Genomic DNA, 16,290 nt, shown 5'->3' on the forward strand with positions numbered 1-16,290 from the left:
GATAGTCACAGCTTTTTTTTGCAAGAGGGGCGGTTTTCGGGCCGCCCTTTTTATTTAAGCTTTCATGCATTTGACTTTCGAACGGTTCGGCGTCTCATGATGGTGTCGGCCCTTGGAGGCAGGCGGCTATGGAGGGACTAGTTACATGGACAGCAACACGATTATTCAGATCGTTGTACAGGTAATTGCCGGCGTTATCGGCGGCCAGGCGGTTGGCGCGGCGCTGAAGCAAGCGGCGATGGGCCAGCTTACCAAAATCCTCAGCGGCGCGATCGGCGGCGTCGGCGGTGCGGCCATCCTTGGTAGCCTGTTGGGCGGCGGTGGTGTCGACGCGGCGGCCGCGGCGGGCGGAATCGGTAGCGCGCTCGACCTGAAGAACCTTCTCGGCGGCGTCGGCGGCGGCGCCATCCTGACCGGCATCATCGGCGCGGTCATGAACGCGATGAAGAAATAAGGCCTCTCGCTTCAAGTTTTCCGATGGGCGGCTTCGGCCGCCCATTTTCGTTTCCAGGATATTTGTGCTGGCCGGCGGTGGACGGCGGTAGGCCGCCTGTCTACATCAGGGCCACAACAGGAGCGGTTCAGACTTTTCCAGGAATTGCTCGAGAAAGGAAAGCCATGGGTCAGCTCAATGCCGGCATCGTGCCGGTCACGCCGTTCCAGCAGAACTGCACCGTATTGTTCGACATGGACGACAAGAACGGCGTTGTCGTCGATCCCGGCGGCGATATTGACCAGGTGCTCAAGGCGCTGAAGGACAATGCCATCAAGGCCGGCGCGATCTGGATCACGCATGGCCATATCGACCATGCCGGCGGCGCGATGGAACTGAAGGAGGCGCTCGGCATCGACATTATCGGCCCGCACGAAGCCGACAAGCCACTGCTTGCCAACCTCGAGAACCAGGCCAAGCGTTTCGGCCTGACTGATCCGGTGCGCAATTGCGTGCCGGACCGCTTCCTCACCGAAGGCGAGACGGTGTCCTTCGGCAATCACGTGTTCGAAGTGCTGCATTGCCCGGGGCACGCGCCGGGCCATGTCGTCTACTACAACCGCGCGGCCAAATTCGCGCATGTCGGCGACGTGCTGTTCCGTGGCTCGATCGGACGCACCGATCTGCCCGGCGGCGACCACGCCGCGCTGATCGCCTCGATCAAGGACAAGCTTTTGCCGCTTGGCGACGATATCGGTTTCATCTGCGGCCATGGGCCGGGCAGCCGCTTTGGCGATGAGCGGCGGAGCAATCCGTTCTTGACCTAGGTTATGCTGATATTCAGGTGATGCCGGCCTGCGAGCGGCAGTTTCCTGCGCTTCCGGTGCTCACGTACCCAAAAGTACGCTCCGCTCCGGTTCTCGGAACCTACCGCTCTCGACTCGGCTTGACCTGAATCTCAGCACGACCTGCCCAGTGGCGAGTGGCCGGGCCAGAAACAAAAAGCGCCGCTTGAGGCGGCGCTTTGCTTAGGGCAGGGAACCCTAAATATTAATTGGCGACGCAGAAATGCTGATCGCCGTCGCTGCCCGTGAAGGTGCCGGTCCGCGAATTGAAGGTGCGATAGCGGTCCGAGCAATATTCGTACCAGGCCCTGGTCCACGGCTCGGCATAGCGGTCGGCATAGACGACGCGCGGCTGCACGTAGTAGCGGCGCACCGGCCGGGCGACATAGTAGTCGTCACCATAGGCCGGTTCGTAATAGCGCGGTCCGGGGTTGCTGAGCGCGCTGCCGATCAGGGCGCCGGCCGCCAGACCGACAACGCCGGCGGCAAGAGCGTCGCCGCTATGATTGCGATGATGGTGCCAGCGCCAGTCATCGGCATTGGCCGCCGAGAAGGTGGCCAGGGTGGTCGCGGCAATGCCAACGCTCAGGATGGCGGTCTTGAGAAAACGGTTCATCTTCGGTCTCCTTCGCGCCGGCCCGCGCATTTTTGGGGGATGCGGACCGGCTTTAGCAAAGGTTAATAGAAGACCGTGGCTGAACGGAGGCTGAACGGAAATCCGCGCAATCGATTTTTTCGAGGCCGGTTATTCTTCGAAAGTCCAGGCACAACCCGTTCCGGGCGGGAGCGGTCCCGCCTGAAAAGCCTCCGTCGGATCCGTCGTGAGCCGGCTTAGCCGATCGACAGATTGACGGCCTTCGGACCCTTGCCGCGCTTGTCCGGCTCGGTGTCGAATGTCACTTTCTGCCCATCCTCAAGACCGGGAAGGCCCGACGCCTGCACAGCCGAAATGTGGACGAAGACATCCTTCGCGCCATCGTCGGGCGTGATGAAGCCGAAGCCCTTGGCATGGTTGAAGAATTTGACGGTGCCGGTCTGCGGCATGGGAAACTCCTTTGATCCCATCAAGTCAAGTCTCGGGCCGGCAAATTGCCCGAGAGGAAATTTGTCCTTTATTTTAGCGCTATCGGCAAGAGAAAGTTTTCGCCTGCCGATCCAAGGATTTGCGCGCAAAAAAGGCGCGACCGTTCGGTCGCGCCTTCGCAATTTCGAGCCTGTCCAAAAGCCCGTTTATGATCCTGCCGCATCATTGCATCCGCAAGGACAGGCGGTTGCGCGCCGATCAGGCGGCGCGCAGGTTGACCGCCTTCGGGCCTTTGCCCATGCGGTCCGGCTCGACGTCGAAGGTGACCTTCTGGCCGTCGACCAGCGTGCGCAGGCCAGATGCCTCGATCGCGGAAATATGGACGAACACGTCCTTGGCGCCGCCATCCGGCGTGATGAAGCCGAAGCCTTTGGTGGCGTTGAAGAACTTTACGGTACCGGTCTGGGCCATTGGGGAAACTCCTTCACCCGTGTCAGTCTTGTGGTTTGCCCGCTGCCTCGCGCCTTGGGCAAATCCCGGTGGTTGCTTCGGCGGTCATGCATTCGCGCATGGTCAAACCCCCCGCCGAAAAACGGGGCTGTCAGAGATTCACACTTATCGGGGAAAGGTCGTCCAAAACGTTCCGCTCTCCGGGTCGCAAATGCCCGAACGGGGAAATTTATTACACGGAAACGTGATGGTTGCAAGACGACGGTCGCGGGCGGCCCGCGGCGCGTCCAACGCTGGGCCTCGATAGACCCCGTGCCGGCACGGGTCATCGGCCAGAGAGGAGCCAAGCATGGGCCAGAGCGAGGCCGTCGGCCAAGGGCTTGGCGGCGCCACAAACGGTGGTTGCGTTCGTGACGGGGAATGCGAGGATGTCGCGAGTTGGCGCGGGGTGCCGGACGGAGGAGGACACATTGCGCTTGCTGGCGATCACTCGGCAGGGCCCGGTCATTTTCATTCTCGCGGCGCTGCTCGCGGCCTGTACCGTGGTGGTCGACGATGGGCCGCGCCCGCGCCCGCCCAGGCCGCACCCGCAGCTCTGCACCATGCAGTACCAGCCGGTCTGCGCCCGGCGGGGCGGCGACCGCCAGACTTTCGCCAACGCATGCTTGGCTGAGAGGGAAGGCTACCGCATCATGCGTGACGGCCCTTGCCGCGACGGCGGCGGCGAGCAGACATTCTGCACGCGCGAATACGCCCCGGTCTGCGCCAGGCGCCAAGGGCAAGTGCGCACCTTCCCGAACGCATGCGAGGCCCGCGCGGCGGACTACCGCGTCGTCGGCGACGGTCCGTGCTGAGAAGTAACGCGGTGTCCGCCTCAACAGGCGGGTATAGACAGCGCAACGCGCGTGGTGTTGCTTAGCCTTGAATCTCTTGCCCGCATGGCTTAGGTCCGGCGGACCAACGAACACGGCAGGTTTCCCATTAACAGAGATCAAAGAAGAGCGGCGAATGCGGGCGGCAAGCCGGGAACGGCCAGCCCGCTCGATCCCTATGTGCAGCGGGCGCTGCAGCTGCACCAGGCCGGGCGCCGTCAGGAAGCCGAGGCGCTCTATCGGCAGGTCCTGGGGCAGCAGCCGAACCATGCCGCCGCCTTGCACTTCCTCGGACTGCTGCTGCACCAGACCGGTCGCAGCGAGGAGGGGCTCGAGCTCATCGAACAGTCGGTGACGCTGCAGCCCGGGAACGCCGACTTCCTCAACAATATGGGCACGGTCATGCGCGACCTCGGTCGGGTCGCCGCCGCGGTCGATTTCTTTCGCGGCGCGGTGGATATCAAGCCGGACCAGCTGGCGGCGCGCGACAATCTCGGTTCGTCGCTGAAGCAGCTCGGCCAGTTCGACGTCGCCGAGGAGATCTATCGCGGCACGATCGGCCGCAACCCGTTCCATGTCCGTGCCCGCATCGGGCTTGCGGAAACGCTGCAGGAGGCCGGGCGGCTGGATGAGGCGATCGCCCTGTTTCGCGAGTCCTTGTCGATCCGGCCGAAGGACGCCGAGCTGCTTTACGGGCTCAGCGTGGCCATGATGGAGAAGGGCAAGCTCGGCGAAGCCGCCGATCTTGCCCGACAGGCGGTGGCGGTTGTTCCCGGTATGGCCAAAGCCTGGCTGCTTTTGACCCAGGTCAAGCGTCAGACCGAACGCGACAAGGAGCTTTCCGGCATGGAAGCCGAGCATGCCAAGGCACCGCAGGGCAGCCTGGCGCGCATGCAGCTTTCCTTCGGTCTCGGCAAGGTCCATGACGACCTCAAGGACTATGGCCGCGCTTTCGACTATTTCGCCGAGGGCAATGCCATCCGCCGCCAGGGTATCGACTACGATCCGGTCCGCACGCGCGACGAGTTCGAGGCAATGAAGGCCGCCTTCGACAAGGCCTTCTTCGAGAAGCACCGGACGAGCGATGTTTCCGACGATACGCCGATCTTCGTTGTCGGCATGCCGCGCTCCGGCACCACGCTGGTCGAGCAGATCATCGCCAGTCATCCGCAAGTCTATGGCGCCGGCGAGTTGAGCATCCTGAAGACGGCCGTTGGCAAGCAGTTTCCGATGAGCATGCCGGGCGGCTTTCCCGCCGGGATCGCCGATATGCCCGACAAGGCCTTCGCCGAAGCTGGTCAAGCCTATCTCGACATGCTGCATACCCGCTATCCGGGCTACCGCCATGTCACCGACAAGATGCCGGGCAACTTCATGCTGGTCGGCTTCCTGCACATGATGCTGCCGAAGGCCAAGATCGTGCATTGCGCCCGCGACGCGGCCGCCACCTGCCTGTCGATCTTCAAGGTGCATTTCCGCGGCGACAGCCACCGCTATGGCTACGATCTCGGCGAGCTCGCCGATTTCCATAACCTCTACACCGACATCATGGCGCATTGGCACAAGGTGCTGCCGGGCGTCGTGCACGACGTGCGCTATGAGGATTTCGTCGCCGACCAGGAAGGGCAAACGTGGGCGCTGATGGCGTATCTCGGCCTGCCCTGGGACGACAAGGTTCTGTCGTTCCACGAGACGGATCGGCCGGTGCGTACCGCTTCCGCCGCGCAGGTGCGCCAGCCGATGTATCAGGGCTCGGTCGATCTGTGGAAGCGCTATGGAGACCGGCTGAAGCCGCTGCTGGACAAGCTGGGCTGATATTGAGGTGAGGCCGGCCTGCGAACGGCGGTTCCCTGCGCTTCACCGTTTGATCGCGCTTCTCGCCTTCGTCATCCACGGGCGGAGCGGGAGCGAAGCGGGCGCGTAGACCCGAGGATCCATGCCGTGACCTCGCGCGAGGGGTAAGGCGGTGCAGAACAGAGATCGTTCTGCACCGCGGTGACACTCATAGGTAACGGAATGGATCCTCGGGTCTGCGCCGCGTCGCTTCGCTCCTTGCTCCGCCTGTGGATGACGATCTGACGAGCGTCTCGGCCAACCGCAAAGCATTGCGATCAGCCGACACTGGGGTTCAGTCAGCCCTCAAAGCTCGATAAATGGCTGGAAGCCGCCGAAGATCATGCGCTTGCCGTCGAACGGCATGGCGGACCAGTCCATCTTGAGGCGCTCATCGGCCATCACCTTGGCCATGACCGCGTCGCGGCTTTGTCTGGATTCGTAGACCACCCAGGCGAAGATGACGATCTCGTCGTCCTTGGCCTGAACGGCGCGCGGAAACGAGGTCAGCTCGCCATAGGGCACGTCGTCGCCGATGCATTCGACATAGGAGAGCGCGCCGTGCTCCATCCATATCGGGCCTGCAAGATTGGCGAGCTTCTTGTAGTCATCGAGATTTGCCTTCGGCACGGCAATCACGAAACCGTCGACATAGGACATGGTGAAACTCCTTTGCTAAAAAACAAGCGCCGGGTCGGCGGGGATACGACCCGGCGCGGGTGAGCGCGTCAGCCCTGCGGGCAACGCTGCTCGCTAGGAATTACTTCACCGGCGCGTTCATCGCCCAGGCTACGCCGAAGGGGTCCTTCACCTGGCCCCAGCGGTCGCCCCAGAACATCACCTGCAGCGGGGTGACGACCTCGCAGCCGGCGTCGACCGCGCGCTTCCACCAGGCATCGATGTCGTCGCTGCCGAGATGGAGCTGCAGAGTATAGCCTTGGGCCGCCTGATGCGGGTGGCCGTGTTCCGGATAGGCGTCGCCCAGCATCAGCGTCGAGCCGTTGACGTAGAGATGGATGTGCATGGTGCGGCCCTTGTCGTCCGGCGGATAGGCGAACACTTCCTCCGCGCCGAAAGCCTTCTTGTAGAATTCGGCGGCCTTGATGGCGCCGTCGACCTGCAGGTAGGGGGTCAATCCGCCAAGAACCTTGGCGCGGGGCGGGGTCTGGTCGTTCATATTCGTGTTCCTCTTCACGGAGTTTGACCTGGCTTGCGGCCCAAGGACGGACGAAGCGGCGGCGATCCTACATGCCTCCAGAAATTCTTTTTAAGCGCCTTGCGTTGCAGCCGCGCGGCCGCAAGACGATCGCATTGAAAGCATCATTTTATATGACCTTCGCGGAGAAGGTGCTGGCGCGGCGGCTTTCGCGCGTTTCGAAAATCTCCGGAAAGCCGATGTCCTTGCGCAGCTCTGCAGGCAGCGAGAGCAGGATGCGCTCGCTGCGGTGACGGGCACGCGCCTGGGCATACCGGTTGGCGAGGCGGCCGATGGACGACAGTACCGACATGATTGTTCTCCCTGGTTGATGCCGGCATCATCGTGTCGGCATCCCAAGGACGAGGCGGCAATCGGCGATCCGACAGATCGCCCCAATCTTTTTCAGAACACCGACGCCGCCAGCGCGGTGTCGTAATATTCCACCATCTCGATGATCTCGCCGTCGCGGACCGTCCAGAAATTGGCGGTGCGCATGACGAACTCCTGGCCGGTGGCGCGGCGCGTCATGTGGATCTCGACCTGCGCGGCAACCTTGTCGCCACCGTCGATGATCTCGACCGGGACAAAGTGGCGGTATTCGAAGTCATGATCGAGCGCCAGCAGCCTGGAGAGGAATTCCTGCTTGCCGTGCGCGGTGCCGGCATGACGCGATTGCCGGGGATCGGCAATCCAGCGGAAGACGACATCCTCGGCGCACCGCGCCAGGGCGCCCTCGATGTCGCGGTCCGCATAGGCTTTGTAGAGATTGCTGACGATTTCCACTGCACGCATGGCCCGTTCCCTCCATGGCTGAGCAATCCAAGATGCTCCTTTTTTAGCAGATGGAAAAGTATTGCCGGGCCGGCGGTGGCGGCCCGGCAGGTGTATCGCCTCTCAGTTCGGCGTTTCGGCGACGGAGCGAAAGAACGCTTCCGGGTCGTCGACTTCGGTCAGCCGCCGCTTCTCGATCAGCCAGAAGCGGTTGCCGACGGCGCGGATGAAGGAGCGGTCGTGCGAGGCAAGCAGACAGCTTGCCTGATGCTTCAGCAACTCGTCCTCCAATGCTTCCTGGCCATCGATGTCGAGATGGTTGGTCGGCTCGTCGAGCAGATAGAAATTGGGATGGATGAGCCGGAGTACCAACATCATCAGTCTCGACCGCTGCCCGCCCGACAAGGCGCCGATCTTTTTCTCCTGCATTTCGACGGCAACGCCGGCGCCGGCGAGCAGCGAACGCGCCCGCTGCTCGCCGACCTCGAAGCGGCGCGAGAGCATCGCCAGCGGCGTGTCGCTGGCATTGATGCCCGACAGCGCCTGGTCGCTGTAGCCGAGCACGGTCGACGGCGTCACCTTGATGTTCGCGATCGAGCCCGGTTCGGCGATGGCGTTGCGGATCATGGCGATGAAGCGCGTCTTGCCGACGCCGTTGCGGCCGAGCAGCACGATGCGATCGTCCTGGCAGATATGGCGCTTGCCGGTCTTGAACAGCAGCGCGCCGTCGGGCGTTTCGACCGCCGCGTCCTCCAGCGTGATCAGCACCTTGGCGTGGGTGCCGCGGTTCGCCAGCCTGATTGCGCCGGCCGAACGCTCGCGATGCGCTTGTATTGCGGCATCCTCGAGCTTCTCGGCCCGTTCCTTCAACTGCTTGGTTTTCACCGTCAAAAGGTCGCTGCCTGAATTGATGCCGATGTTGTTCAGCTTGGCGGCCTGCTTGCGCAGCTGCTGAGCAATCTTCATGTCGCGCTCGAATTTGCGCGCCGTTGCGGCGTCGAGCTCGTCGAGCGCTTGCCTGGCGCGCGAATAGGGCAGAGCGAACACCGGTGAGTCCTCCGGACGCAGGAACAGCGTGCGGTTGGTGGTGGCGTCGAGGAAGGCACGGTCGTGGCTGGCGACGATCACAGGCACGTCGCGCGGCAGTGCGTTGAGCCAGTCCTCCAACTGGCTGATCCTGGCGAGATCGAGATGATTGGTCGGCTCGTCGAGCAGAAGCACGTCCGGGTCGGTCACCCAGACGCGGGCAATCAACGCCAGCCGCTGCCAGCCGCCGCTCAGCGCGCGCATCGGCCGGCCGCGCATGTCTTCCCGCATGTCGAGCGAATCCAGCACCACGTCGACCCGCCACAGCTCGCTGTCGCGCTGCTCCGCCGGCAAGGCATCAGCGACGACGTCATGGAAGCTGCGGCCGAGCAGCGCGTCGGGAACGGATTGCTCGACATGGCCGACGCGCAGGCCGCGCGAGCGAGTGATGTCGCCGGCGGTGGGTTCGAATGCGCCCGCCAGACATTTGAGAAGTGTGGACTTGCCACGGCCATTGGCCGCGACGATGCCGAGCCGGTCGCTCGCGCCGATGGTGAGATCGAGATTGGAGAAGAGCGGCGCACCCATGGTGACGCCGAGGGATTTGAGGCTGATCAAGGCCATGTCGATTTCTCTGGTCTTGCCGGAAAGTCCGGCTGATGCACTTTGACGGTGCGCTGGCCGATCAACCGATCAGCTTAACGGCGCCACGAAGGGCAGACCAAAAATCGAAACGGGAAAACCCGGACCGTCCGGTCAGCCCTGCAAGCAAGCTCGCAGGGCGCAAATCGGGCCACGCTGACGATGGTGATCGATAAACACGCAGCCCTCCTTTCCGGATGTTCGAGTTGGGAGATTGGGTACACCGGGGGAAGGGCGGATTGCAAGAGGGCGGTGAAGTGCTTCCCTTCTCCCACAAGGGGAGAAGGAAAAAGGCGCTACTGCCCCGGCCGTCCAGTCTTGCCCGGACGCCGCTTCTGGCGGCGCTCGTCGGCCGGGTCCTCGTAGGAGCCGATGCCCGAACGCTGGCGGACGATCGGTTTGTCGTCGCGGCCTTCCGGCGTGGGGGAAATAGGCTTCGGCTTCGCCGGCGCTTTTCCCTCGACCGGCTTTTCCGTCCGCCGCACCGTCATCTCGTCGAGCGAGTTTTTCCTGAACAACGGCTTGGCGCGGTCGCCGGGGATACCGAAATCGGAGCCATGCGCTTCCTGCGCCGTCTGCTTCTTGAACAGCGAGCGCGACACCGCGCCCGCCGGGGTCGCCATGTCCGTACCGGGGCCCATGTCGTCGATCGAAGGCTTGGCGAAGAGCGGCTTCTTCACCGGCACGGCGCCGTCGGCGCCCATCTCGTCGAGATGCGGCTTGCGGAACAGGTTGGGCCGGGCCGCCTTGGCCGCCTCTTCGGCAGCGCGGGCTTCGTCGAGCCTGCGGAAACGCTCCTGCTCCTCGGCTGTGCGATGCCTGGCCACGCCCTTGTTATGCTTGCCCTTTTCGCGGCCCGATGCGGGACTTTGGCTTTCCACCTCGCGCGCCAGCGGGTCGTCGGAGATGGCAAGCTCCATCTCGCGCAGGCGCTTGATCTCGTCGCGAACGCGCGCGGCCTTCTCGAAATCGAGATTGGCGGCGGCATCGCGCATCTGCTTGTCCAGCGCCTCGAGATGGGTTTTCAGATTGTTGCCGATCATCGCGCCGGCGTCGTCGGTGAACTGCGAGATGTCGGCGCGGACGTGGTCCTTCTCGTAGACCGAATCGAGAATGTCGGCGATGCGCGACTTGACCGATTCCGGCGTGATGCCGTTGGCGGCGTTCCACTCCATCTGCTTCTCGCGGCGGCGGTTGGTTTCCGCCATCGCCCGCTCCATCGAACCGGTGATCTGGTCGGCATAGAGGATGACCTTGCCGTCGACATTGCGGGCGGCGCGCCCGATGGTCTGGATCAGCGAGGTTTCGGAACGCAGGAAGCCTTCCTTGTCGGCATCGAGAATGGCGACGAAGCCGCATTCGGGGATGTCGAGACCCTCGCGCAGCAGGTTGATGCCGACTAGCACGTCGAAGGCGCCGAGGCGGAGGTCGCGCAGGATCTCGATGCGTTCCAGCGTGTCTATGTCGGAATGCATGTAGCGGACGCGGATGCCGTTCTCATGCAGATATTCGGTCAGGTCCTCGGCCATGCGCTTGGTGAGAACGGTAACCAGCGTGCGATAGCCGAGCCTTGTCGTCTCGCGGATCTCGCCGACCACGTCGTCGACCTGGCTCTTGGCCGGGCGCACCTCGACCGGCGGATCGATCAGCCCGGTCGGGCGGATGACCTGCTCGGCGAAGACGCCGCCGGACTGCTCCAGTTCCCAGCCGCCGGGCGTCGCCGAAACCGCGACCGACAGCGGGCGCATGGCGTCCCATTCCTCGAAGCGCAGCGGCCGGTTGTCCATGCAGGAAGGCAGGCGGAAGCCGTACTCCGCCAGCGTCGCCTTGCGGCGGAAGTCGCCGCGATACATGCCGCCGATCTGCGGCACGGTCACGTGGCTCTCATCGATGAAGATCAACGCATTGTCCGGCACATATTCGAACAAAGTCGGCGGCGGCTCGCCCGGGGCGCGGCCGGTGAGATAGCGCGAATAGTTCTCGATGCCGGCGCAGGAGCCGGTCGCCTCCAGCATCTCCAGGTCGAAGCGCGTGCGCTGCTCCAGCCGCTGCGCCTCCAGCAAGCGTCCAGCCTTTTCAAGCTCTTGCAGGCGATGCTTGAGTTCTTCCTTGATCGACTTGATGGCTTGATTCAAGGTCGGGCGCGGAGTCACATAGTGCGAATTGGCGTAGATCTTGACGCTTTTCAGCTCGCCGGTCTTCTGGCCGGTCAGCGGATCGAATTCGGTGATGGACTCGATCTCGTCACCGAACATCGAGATGCGCCAGGCGCGGTCCTCGAGGTGGGCTGGAAAGATCTCGATCGTGTCGCCGCGCACGCGGAACGAGCCGCGCACGAAGTTGATGTCCTGCCGTTTGTACTGCTGGGCGACGAGGTCGGCGAGAAGCGAGCGCTGGTCGAGCCGGTCGCCGACCTGCATCTGGAAAGTCATCGCCGTATAGGTCTCGACCGAGCCGATACCATAAATGCAGGAGACGGAAGCGACGATGATGACGTCGTCGCGTTCGAGCAGCGAGCGCGTCGCCGAGTGGCGCATGCGGTCGATCTGCTCGTTGATCGAGGATTCTTTCTCGATATAGGTGTCGGTGCGCGGGACGTAGGCCTCCGGCTGGTAATAGTCGTAGTAGGAGACGAAATACTCGACCGCGTTCTCGGGGAAGAATTTCTTGAACTCGGCGTAGAGTTGCGCGGCCAGCGTCTTGTTGGGCGCCAGGATCAGGGCAGGGCGCTGCGTCTCCTCGATCACCTTGGCCATGGTGAAGGTCTTGCCGGAGCCGGTGACGCCGAGAAGCACCTGGGTGCGATCGTTCCGCTCGACGCCTTCGACGAGGTCTTTGATGGCGGTCGGCTGATCGCCGGCGGGCTCGAAGTCCGACACCATCTTGATGGCGATGCCGCCTTCCGACTTTTCCGGCCGGGCCGGACGGTGCGGCGTCCAGAGCTGGCCGTCCTTGTGCAGCGGATTGCCGGATTCGATCAGCGCCGACAGGGCAGCGACAGTCGCGGTGACACCGCTCGACGAAACCGTCTCGGCATCCTCCAGGCTGATGTCGAGGCCGGCGACCGGGTTGAGGCCGGCGGCGGCGCGTTCCTTGGCCGAAGCCGCGCCGCCCATCGAGGTGCCGCGCGCCGTACGCCCCGGCGCCGACGAGCGCTCGGGGATCTTCTTCGGTGCTTTCGCCTTCGGCTGCTTTTCCGCCTCGCGCTCGATCTGCCCGGCCCAATCGGAGATCGAGCCGGTCAGGGGCGCGCCGGAAAACTCGGCCTGCGGCGCCTCGGCGAAGCCGCCGGGGTTCAACGGCTCGGCGGCGTCGAGGAAGTCGGTCAGCGGGCTGCGCCGCTTCGGCGCGCCGTCTTGCGAAGGCGTCTTCTTGTCAGGATGTCTGGCCATGGGCCGAATATGGGTGGACTCGGCCGAAATGGAAAGGGCCGAGTGAAACGGCGCTGCCCAAGCGCGGACGCTGCTGACAGAAGGCTGTCAGGAGAGACGTCATGATCCGATGGGCGAGGCTAACGCCGACCCGATTCCTCGACCCGCCTCTGGCGGGAGAGGTGTCCGCGAAGCGGACGGAGAGGGGGCTTCGTAAGGCGAAAGCCCTTTTCATTTCGAGGCGCTTTCGCCGCCCAACCCGGCGCCCCCTCTCCGTCTCGGCTTCGTCGAGCCAGCTCTCCCCCACGTCCGTGGAGGCGAGGAACCCAAGACTCAATTGAACCACAGCGCGAATGTCAAAAACCCAGCGCCGCCAAACTCGCGCCGGATCTGGCCGAAATCGTCGCTGGTGAGGATCCTGCCGCTTTCCAGATAGGGCGCGATGCCGGGGCCGGTGATCGACAGAACGAGGTCGAAGGGTTTGGGCTCGTCGAAGAAACGCTTCATGTTGATGCCCTTGCCAGCGATGCGGAAATGCGGCAGCAGCACGCGGCCTTCGAGAAGGTCCTCGGCCATGGTCAGCGTGGCGAGCCAGGCCGTCACCTGCTCCTGGCCGACCGCGAGGCCGGTCAGAGGATTGGCGCCTTTCTGCTGCGGCCCCGGCAGCCATTCGCGGTCATTGTCGGTCTCGGCCAGGATCGCCTTCCAGTCCTCGCGCGACAGCCGGATCATCTCCAGCAGGTGGCGTCGCGCGGCCTGCCGGCGCTCCGGCTCGACCACCGGCCAGTTGACGAGATGCACCAGCGAGACGAAGTCGGCGAAGCGCCATTCCGAGGCGAAGACGCTGCCGCCCATGCCGCCATCCGGCGGCACCAGTGCATCCTGCAAAGGCAGCTTGGCGCGCGGGAACAGCATGTGGAAGGAGCCGTCGAACATGGCCCTGAAATCATGCGCCAGCCAGAAATCGGCCTGCGCCATCAGGAACTCGGCATAGCCTTGCAGCCAGAAACCATCGGCGCGATCGAAGCGGAAGGTGAGTGCAGGCGCGGCGTTGCCGGTGTCGATGCTGCCGTGGGCGAGCGAGGCCATGACGGCGGCGATGCTTTCGTCGGGCGCTATATTGCCATCCTCGTTGAGATCGATGCCGACGCGGGTGAGGTCGACCACCATGCCGATATCGGCATCGTTTGGCACGGAACCCAGCGTTGCGGCGGATTTTTCCAGCCGGTCGCGGAAGGCGACCAGGATGGCGCGGAATTCCTCATAGGTCAGCGGCTGCGGGTTCGGGTTGTCCGGCACGGGCAGCTGCATCAGCGGCAGCATGAAGGATTTCGGGCTCTCGAAGCCGTGGCGATGCAAACCGCCGGCGAGGAGCTCCAGCGCGGTGAAGAATTCGCCCGCGCCCGCAGCATAGGCCGATGCCGGGTCCTTGGCCGCCGCCTCCAGCGTCGACAGCGCCGTGTTCCGCTCGGCCACGCTCTTCGCCTCGAACAGGGACTTGGCTGCGTCCGGCATCTCCGCCCAGGCGAAGGACGCCGGCAGAAATGCAAACAAGGCTGCTGCAAGGATCGCTCTACGCATCGTCATCGCCCTCCACTGCGTCATGTTGTGAGCATACACGCATTTGGCCCAAGGCGTCCTCCGGTCCGTGCCGACCGGCGGGCGCGCTTTCGCAATGGCGTCCGGCTTCAACCAGCCGGACAGACAGTCTACAGAGGATAAAACTGGACCTGCCCGTGTCGAACTATCCACTTTCCTACAAGCTGTCATGGCTGCCGCGCCTGCTGAGACCCTCGCTTGGCGGCGACGGAAGCGGTTTCGCGGTGCCGGCGGCGAGCTTGATCGATCCGCCGCCGATGCGGACGGTGCGGCTGGCGTTCGTCGGCGACATCTCGGCGGTCGCCAATCGCGATGCCCCGGAATGCGATCCGGCGATCGCCGCGCTGCTTTCATCCGCCGACCTCGTGGTCGGCAATTGCGAAAGCCCGATCGTCGAGCGCCCACGCGCGGCGATGGGTACATGGCTCGGCACGCATCATGCGATGAGCGAGAATTTCCTGGCCAGTGCGCTCGCAGTCGCGGGCATCGCGCGCGACAGGCTCGTGCTGTCATTGGCCAACAACCATGTGCTCGACCAGGGGATTGCCGGTTTCGAGGAAACGGTCGCGGCGCTCGATCGGCTCGGGATCCGCACCATCGGCACGGTTGCCGGCGGACCTGTCCAGCGTCATGCCGTCGGATCGCTGACCATCGGCTTTGCTGCCTTCACGCTCTGGCGTAACACCGGCGCCGCGCCATTTGAGGAACGTATCTCCGTGCGTGCCGCCAAATGGTCGCGCGAGGGTGCTTCCGACATCGACCTGCTTTGCGCGGTGCCGCATTGGGATTGGGAGTTCCGGCATTTTCCGAGGCCGGCGACGCGGGCGTTGGCGAAGCGGCTGGCGGACTATGGCGCTGGGCTGATCGTCGGGCATCACGCCCATGTCGTGCAACCGGTCGAGCGTATCGGCGGCAGCGTGATCGCCTATGGCCTTGGCGATTTCCTCGGCACTGCCTTGGCCAGGCTGCCATGGCCGGCACGCATCGGCTCGATATTCGTGGTCGATGTCAGCGCCGATCCGGCCACGCGCGGCGCCATCGCCGCCTACAAGATGCATTTCTTCGTGCGGCTGCGGGCAGGCAACCATGAGCGACTGGTGCCGATCGAGGCTCTGGATGGCGCGCTCAAGCGGCAGGTGGCCGCCCGGCTGGAGGCGGTTTTTTCCACGGCGGAGGCATAGCCGCGGGCACAGGCGACTTTCGCGCAAAAGCCGCTATCATGAGCCGATCTCAGCGGCGGCCGGGGGTGGCCATGGAAGCAGCGGATTTCATGCCGAGCGAGGCGGTGATCGCGGGCATCAGGCGCGGCATCGAGGAGTATGAGGCGAAACGGGCGTCGGTTCAGAGACAGGTTCGCTGGCGGGTGCCGGTGTTCGTCGGCCTGGTCGTCGTCTTTGTCGCGCTGATAGCCTGGCTGTTCAACGCCGCCGCCGATCCGCACGAACAGTGGCTCTCGACGCCGCATGTCTTTCTCTATCTCGGCGGCGTGATCGTTGCGGTGGTGCTCTATTTCCAGGCGCTGCGGCCGGCGACCCGGCTGCAGCAGTCGTTCCGCGACACGCTGCTGCCGATGATCTTCGGCTTCGTGCGCGATGTCCGCTACCAGCATGGCGCGCGGCCGAACTCCTTCGACAGGATGCCGCGGGAAACGGTAGGCGCCTTCAACCGGCAGAGCTTCGACGACGTCATTTCCGGACGCTATGAGGATTTTCCCTTCGAGCTCTACGAGGCCAAGCTCTGGGAAGGCTCCGGCAAGAGCGAGACGACCGCTTTCAAGGGCGTCATCGTCGCCTTCGAGACCATCGAGCCGTTCCCGGGCACGCTGGTCGCGGCGCGCAAGGCCGGTAAGGTGGCGCATTTCTTCCGCGGCATGTTCGCTTCGAAGATGCAGGAACTGTCATCCGGCGTCGAAGACCTCGATGGCACCTACGAATTCCGCACCGACAATGTCGAGGCGGCGCGGCCGCTGGTCACCGGCCGGATGGCGCAGGCGCTGACCTGGCTGCGCGAGACATGGCCCCACGACCAGGCCAGGGTGGCGCTCAGCGGCAGCGACGGTTTTCTGCTGATGCCGCGCTCGAAGAACTTCTTCGAGCTGCCGCATATTTCGGAACCGATCGACTACAACAGGCACGTTGCGCCGATGATCACTGATCTCGGCGCCATGCTGGCGACGGCAGCGCTGGTGCGCAAGATAGGCGCAAGAGACGAAGCGCTGGATTAAGC

Annotated in this window: 16 protein-coding genes; 6 read left to right on the forward strand and 10 right to left on the reverse strand. The window is 64.0% G+C overall.

What is annotated here, in order from left to right; genetic code table 11:
* Nucleotides 1-145: 145 nt before the first annotated feature.
* A complete protein-coding gene (locus tag EN862_RS03950) occupies nt 146-454 on the forward strand; it encodes a hypothetical protein (protein WP_095817307.1) in 309 nt (102 codons plus the stop codon).
* Between the two features lie 164 nt (nt 455-618).
* Nucleotides 619-1,260, forward strand: a complete 642-nt coding sequence (locus EN862_RS03955) for an MBL fold metallo-hydrolase (RefSeq protein WP_127864532.1) — start codon at nt 619-621, stop codon at nt 1,258-1,260.
* Nucleotides 1,261-1,483: 223 nt separating this feature from the next.
* Here EN862_RS03955 and EN862_RS03960 read toward each other — a convergent pair whose 3' ends face one another.
* The 3 genes from EN862_RS03960 to EN862_RS03970 all read right to left on the reverse strand — a co-directional run bounded on the left by EN862_RS03960 (nt 1,484) and on the right by EN862_RS03970 (nt 2,773).
* Complete coding sequence (locus tag EN862_RS03960; protein WP_127864533.1) at nt 1,484-1,894, reverse strand: BA14K family protein; 411 nt, start codon at nt 1,892-1,894, stop codon at nt 1,484-1,486.
* A 215-nt stretch (nt 1,895-2,109) separates the two neighbouring features.
* Nucleotides 2,110-2,322 carry a cold-shock protein gene (locus tag EN862_RS03965; RefSeq protein WP_006202521.1) on the reverse strand — a complete coding sequence of 71 codons (213 nt, stop codon included), beginning with the start codon at nt 2,320-2,322 and terminating at the stop codon, nt 2,110-2,112.
* A gap of 238 nt (nt 2,323-2,560) precedes the next feature.
* Nucleotides 2,561-2,773: a cold-shock protein gene (locus EN862_RS03970; protein WP_006202520.1), complete on the reverse strand. Its 213-nt coding sequence runs from the start codon at nt 2,771-2,773 to the stop codon at nt 2,561-2,563.
* A gap of 449 nt (nt 2,774-3,222) precedes the next feature.
* On the opposite strand from EN862_RS03970, the gene EN862_RS03975 reads away from it, so the two are divergent.
* Nucleotides 3,223-3,606, forward strand: a complete 384-nt coding sequence (locus EN862_RS03975; RefSeq protein ID WP_127864534.1) for a Kazal-type serine protease inhibitor domain-containing protein — start codon at nt 3,223-3,225, stop codon at nt 3,604-3,606.
* Between the two features lie 198 nt (nt 3,607-3,804).
* On the forward strand, nt 3,805-5,439 hold the full coding sequence (locus EN862_RS03980; protein ID WP_127864535.1) for a tetratricopeptide repeat-containing sulfotransferase family protein: 1,635 nt from the start codon (nt 3,805-3,807) through the stop codon (nt 5,437-5,439).
* Between the two features lie 324 nt (nt 5,440-5,763).
* Here EN862_RS03980 and EN862_RS03985 read toward each other — a convergent pair whose 3' ends face one another.
* From EN862_RS03985 to EN862_RS04015, 7 genes are all read right to left on the reverse strand, one after another.
* Nucleotides 5,764-6,117: a DUF1428 family protein gene (locus EN862_RS03985; RefSeq protein ID WP_127864536.1), complete on the reverse strand. Its 354-nt coding sequence runs from the start codon at nt 6,115-6,117 to the stop codon at nt 5,764-5,766.
* A 100-nt stretch (nt 6,118-6,217) separates the two neighbouring features.
* The gene (locus EN862_RS03990; RefSeq protein WP_127864537.1) at nt 6,218-6,634 is read right to left on the reverse strand and encodes a glyoxalase/bleomycin resistance/extradiol dioxygenase family protein; all 417 of its coding nucleotides are present in this window, start codon (nt 6,632-6,634) and stop codon (nt 6,218-6,220) included.
* A gap of 148 nt (nt 6,635-6,782) precedes the next feature.
* The gene (locus EN862_RS03995) at nt 6,783-6,965 is read right to left on the reverse strand and encodes a hypothetical protein (RefSeq protein WP_127864538.1); all 183 of its coding nucleotides are present in this window, start codon (nt 6,963-6,965) and stop codon (nt 6,783-6,785) included.
* Nucleotides 6,966-7,057: 92 nt separating this feature from the next.
* A complete protein-coding gene (locus EN862_RS04000) occupies nt 7,058-7,447 on the reverse strand; it encodes a nuclear transport factor 2 family protein (RefSeq protein WP_127864539.1) in 390 nt (129 codons plus the stop codon).
* Nucleotides 7,448-7,549: 102 nt separating this feature from the next.
* Nucleotides 7,550-9,076 carry an ABC-F family ATP-binding cassette domain-containing protein gene (locus EN862_RS04005; RefSeq protein ID WP_127864540.1) on the reverse strand — a complete coding sequence of 509 codons (1,527 nt, stop codon included), beginning with the start codon at nt 9,074-9,076 and terminating at the stop codon, nt 7,550-7,552.
* Between the two features lie 314 nt (nt 9,077-9,390).
* Nucleotides 9,391-12,486 carry an excinuclease ABC subunit UvrB gene (gene uvrB, locus EN862_RS04010; protein WP_127864541.1) on the reverse strand — a complete coding sequence of 1,032 codons (3,096 nt, stop codon included), beginning with the start codon at nt 12,484-12,486 and terminating at the stop codon, nt 9,391-9,393.
* A gap of 312 nt (nt 12,487-12,798) precedes the next feature.
* Nucleotides 12,799-14,052 carry a hypothetical protein gene (locus EN862_RS04015; RefSeq protein ID WP_127864542.1) on the reverse strand — a complete coding sequence of 418 codons (1,254 nt, stop codon included), beginning with the start codon at nt 14,050-14,052 and terminating at the stop codon, nt 12,799-12,801.
* Nucleotides 14,053-14,201: 149 nt separating this feature from the next.
* On the opposite strand from EN862_RS04015, the gene EN862_RS04020 reads away from it, so the two are divergent.
* Nucleotides 14,202-15,245: a CapA family protein gene (locus EN862_RS04020; RefSeq protein WP_127864543.1), complete on the forward strand. Its 1,044-nt coding sequence runs from the start codon at nt 14,202-14,204 to the stop codon at nt 15,243-15,245.
* 71 nt (nt 15,246-15,316) lie between these two features.
* Nucleotides 15,317-16,288 carry a DUF3137 domain-containing protein gene (locus EN862_RS04025; RefSeq protein WP_127864544.1) on the forward strand — a complete coding sequence of 324 codons (972 nt, stop codon included), beginning with the start codon at nt 15,317-15,319 and terminating at the stop codon, nt 16,286-16,288.
* Nucleotides 16,289-16,290: the final 2 nt, after the last annotated feature.

The sequence above is a fragment of the Mesorhizobium sp. M2E.F.Ca.ET.219.01.1.1 genome (genome assembly GCF_004016445.2).
Classification (GTDB): domain Bacteria; phylum Pseudomonadota; class Alphaproteobacteria; order Rhizobiales; family Rhizobiaceae; genus Mesorhizobium.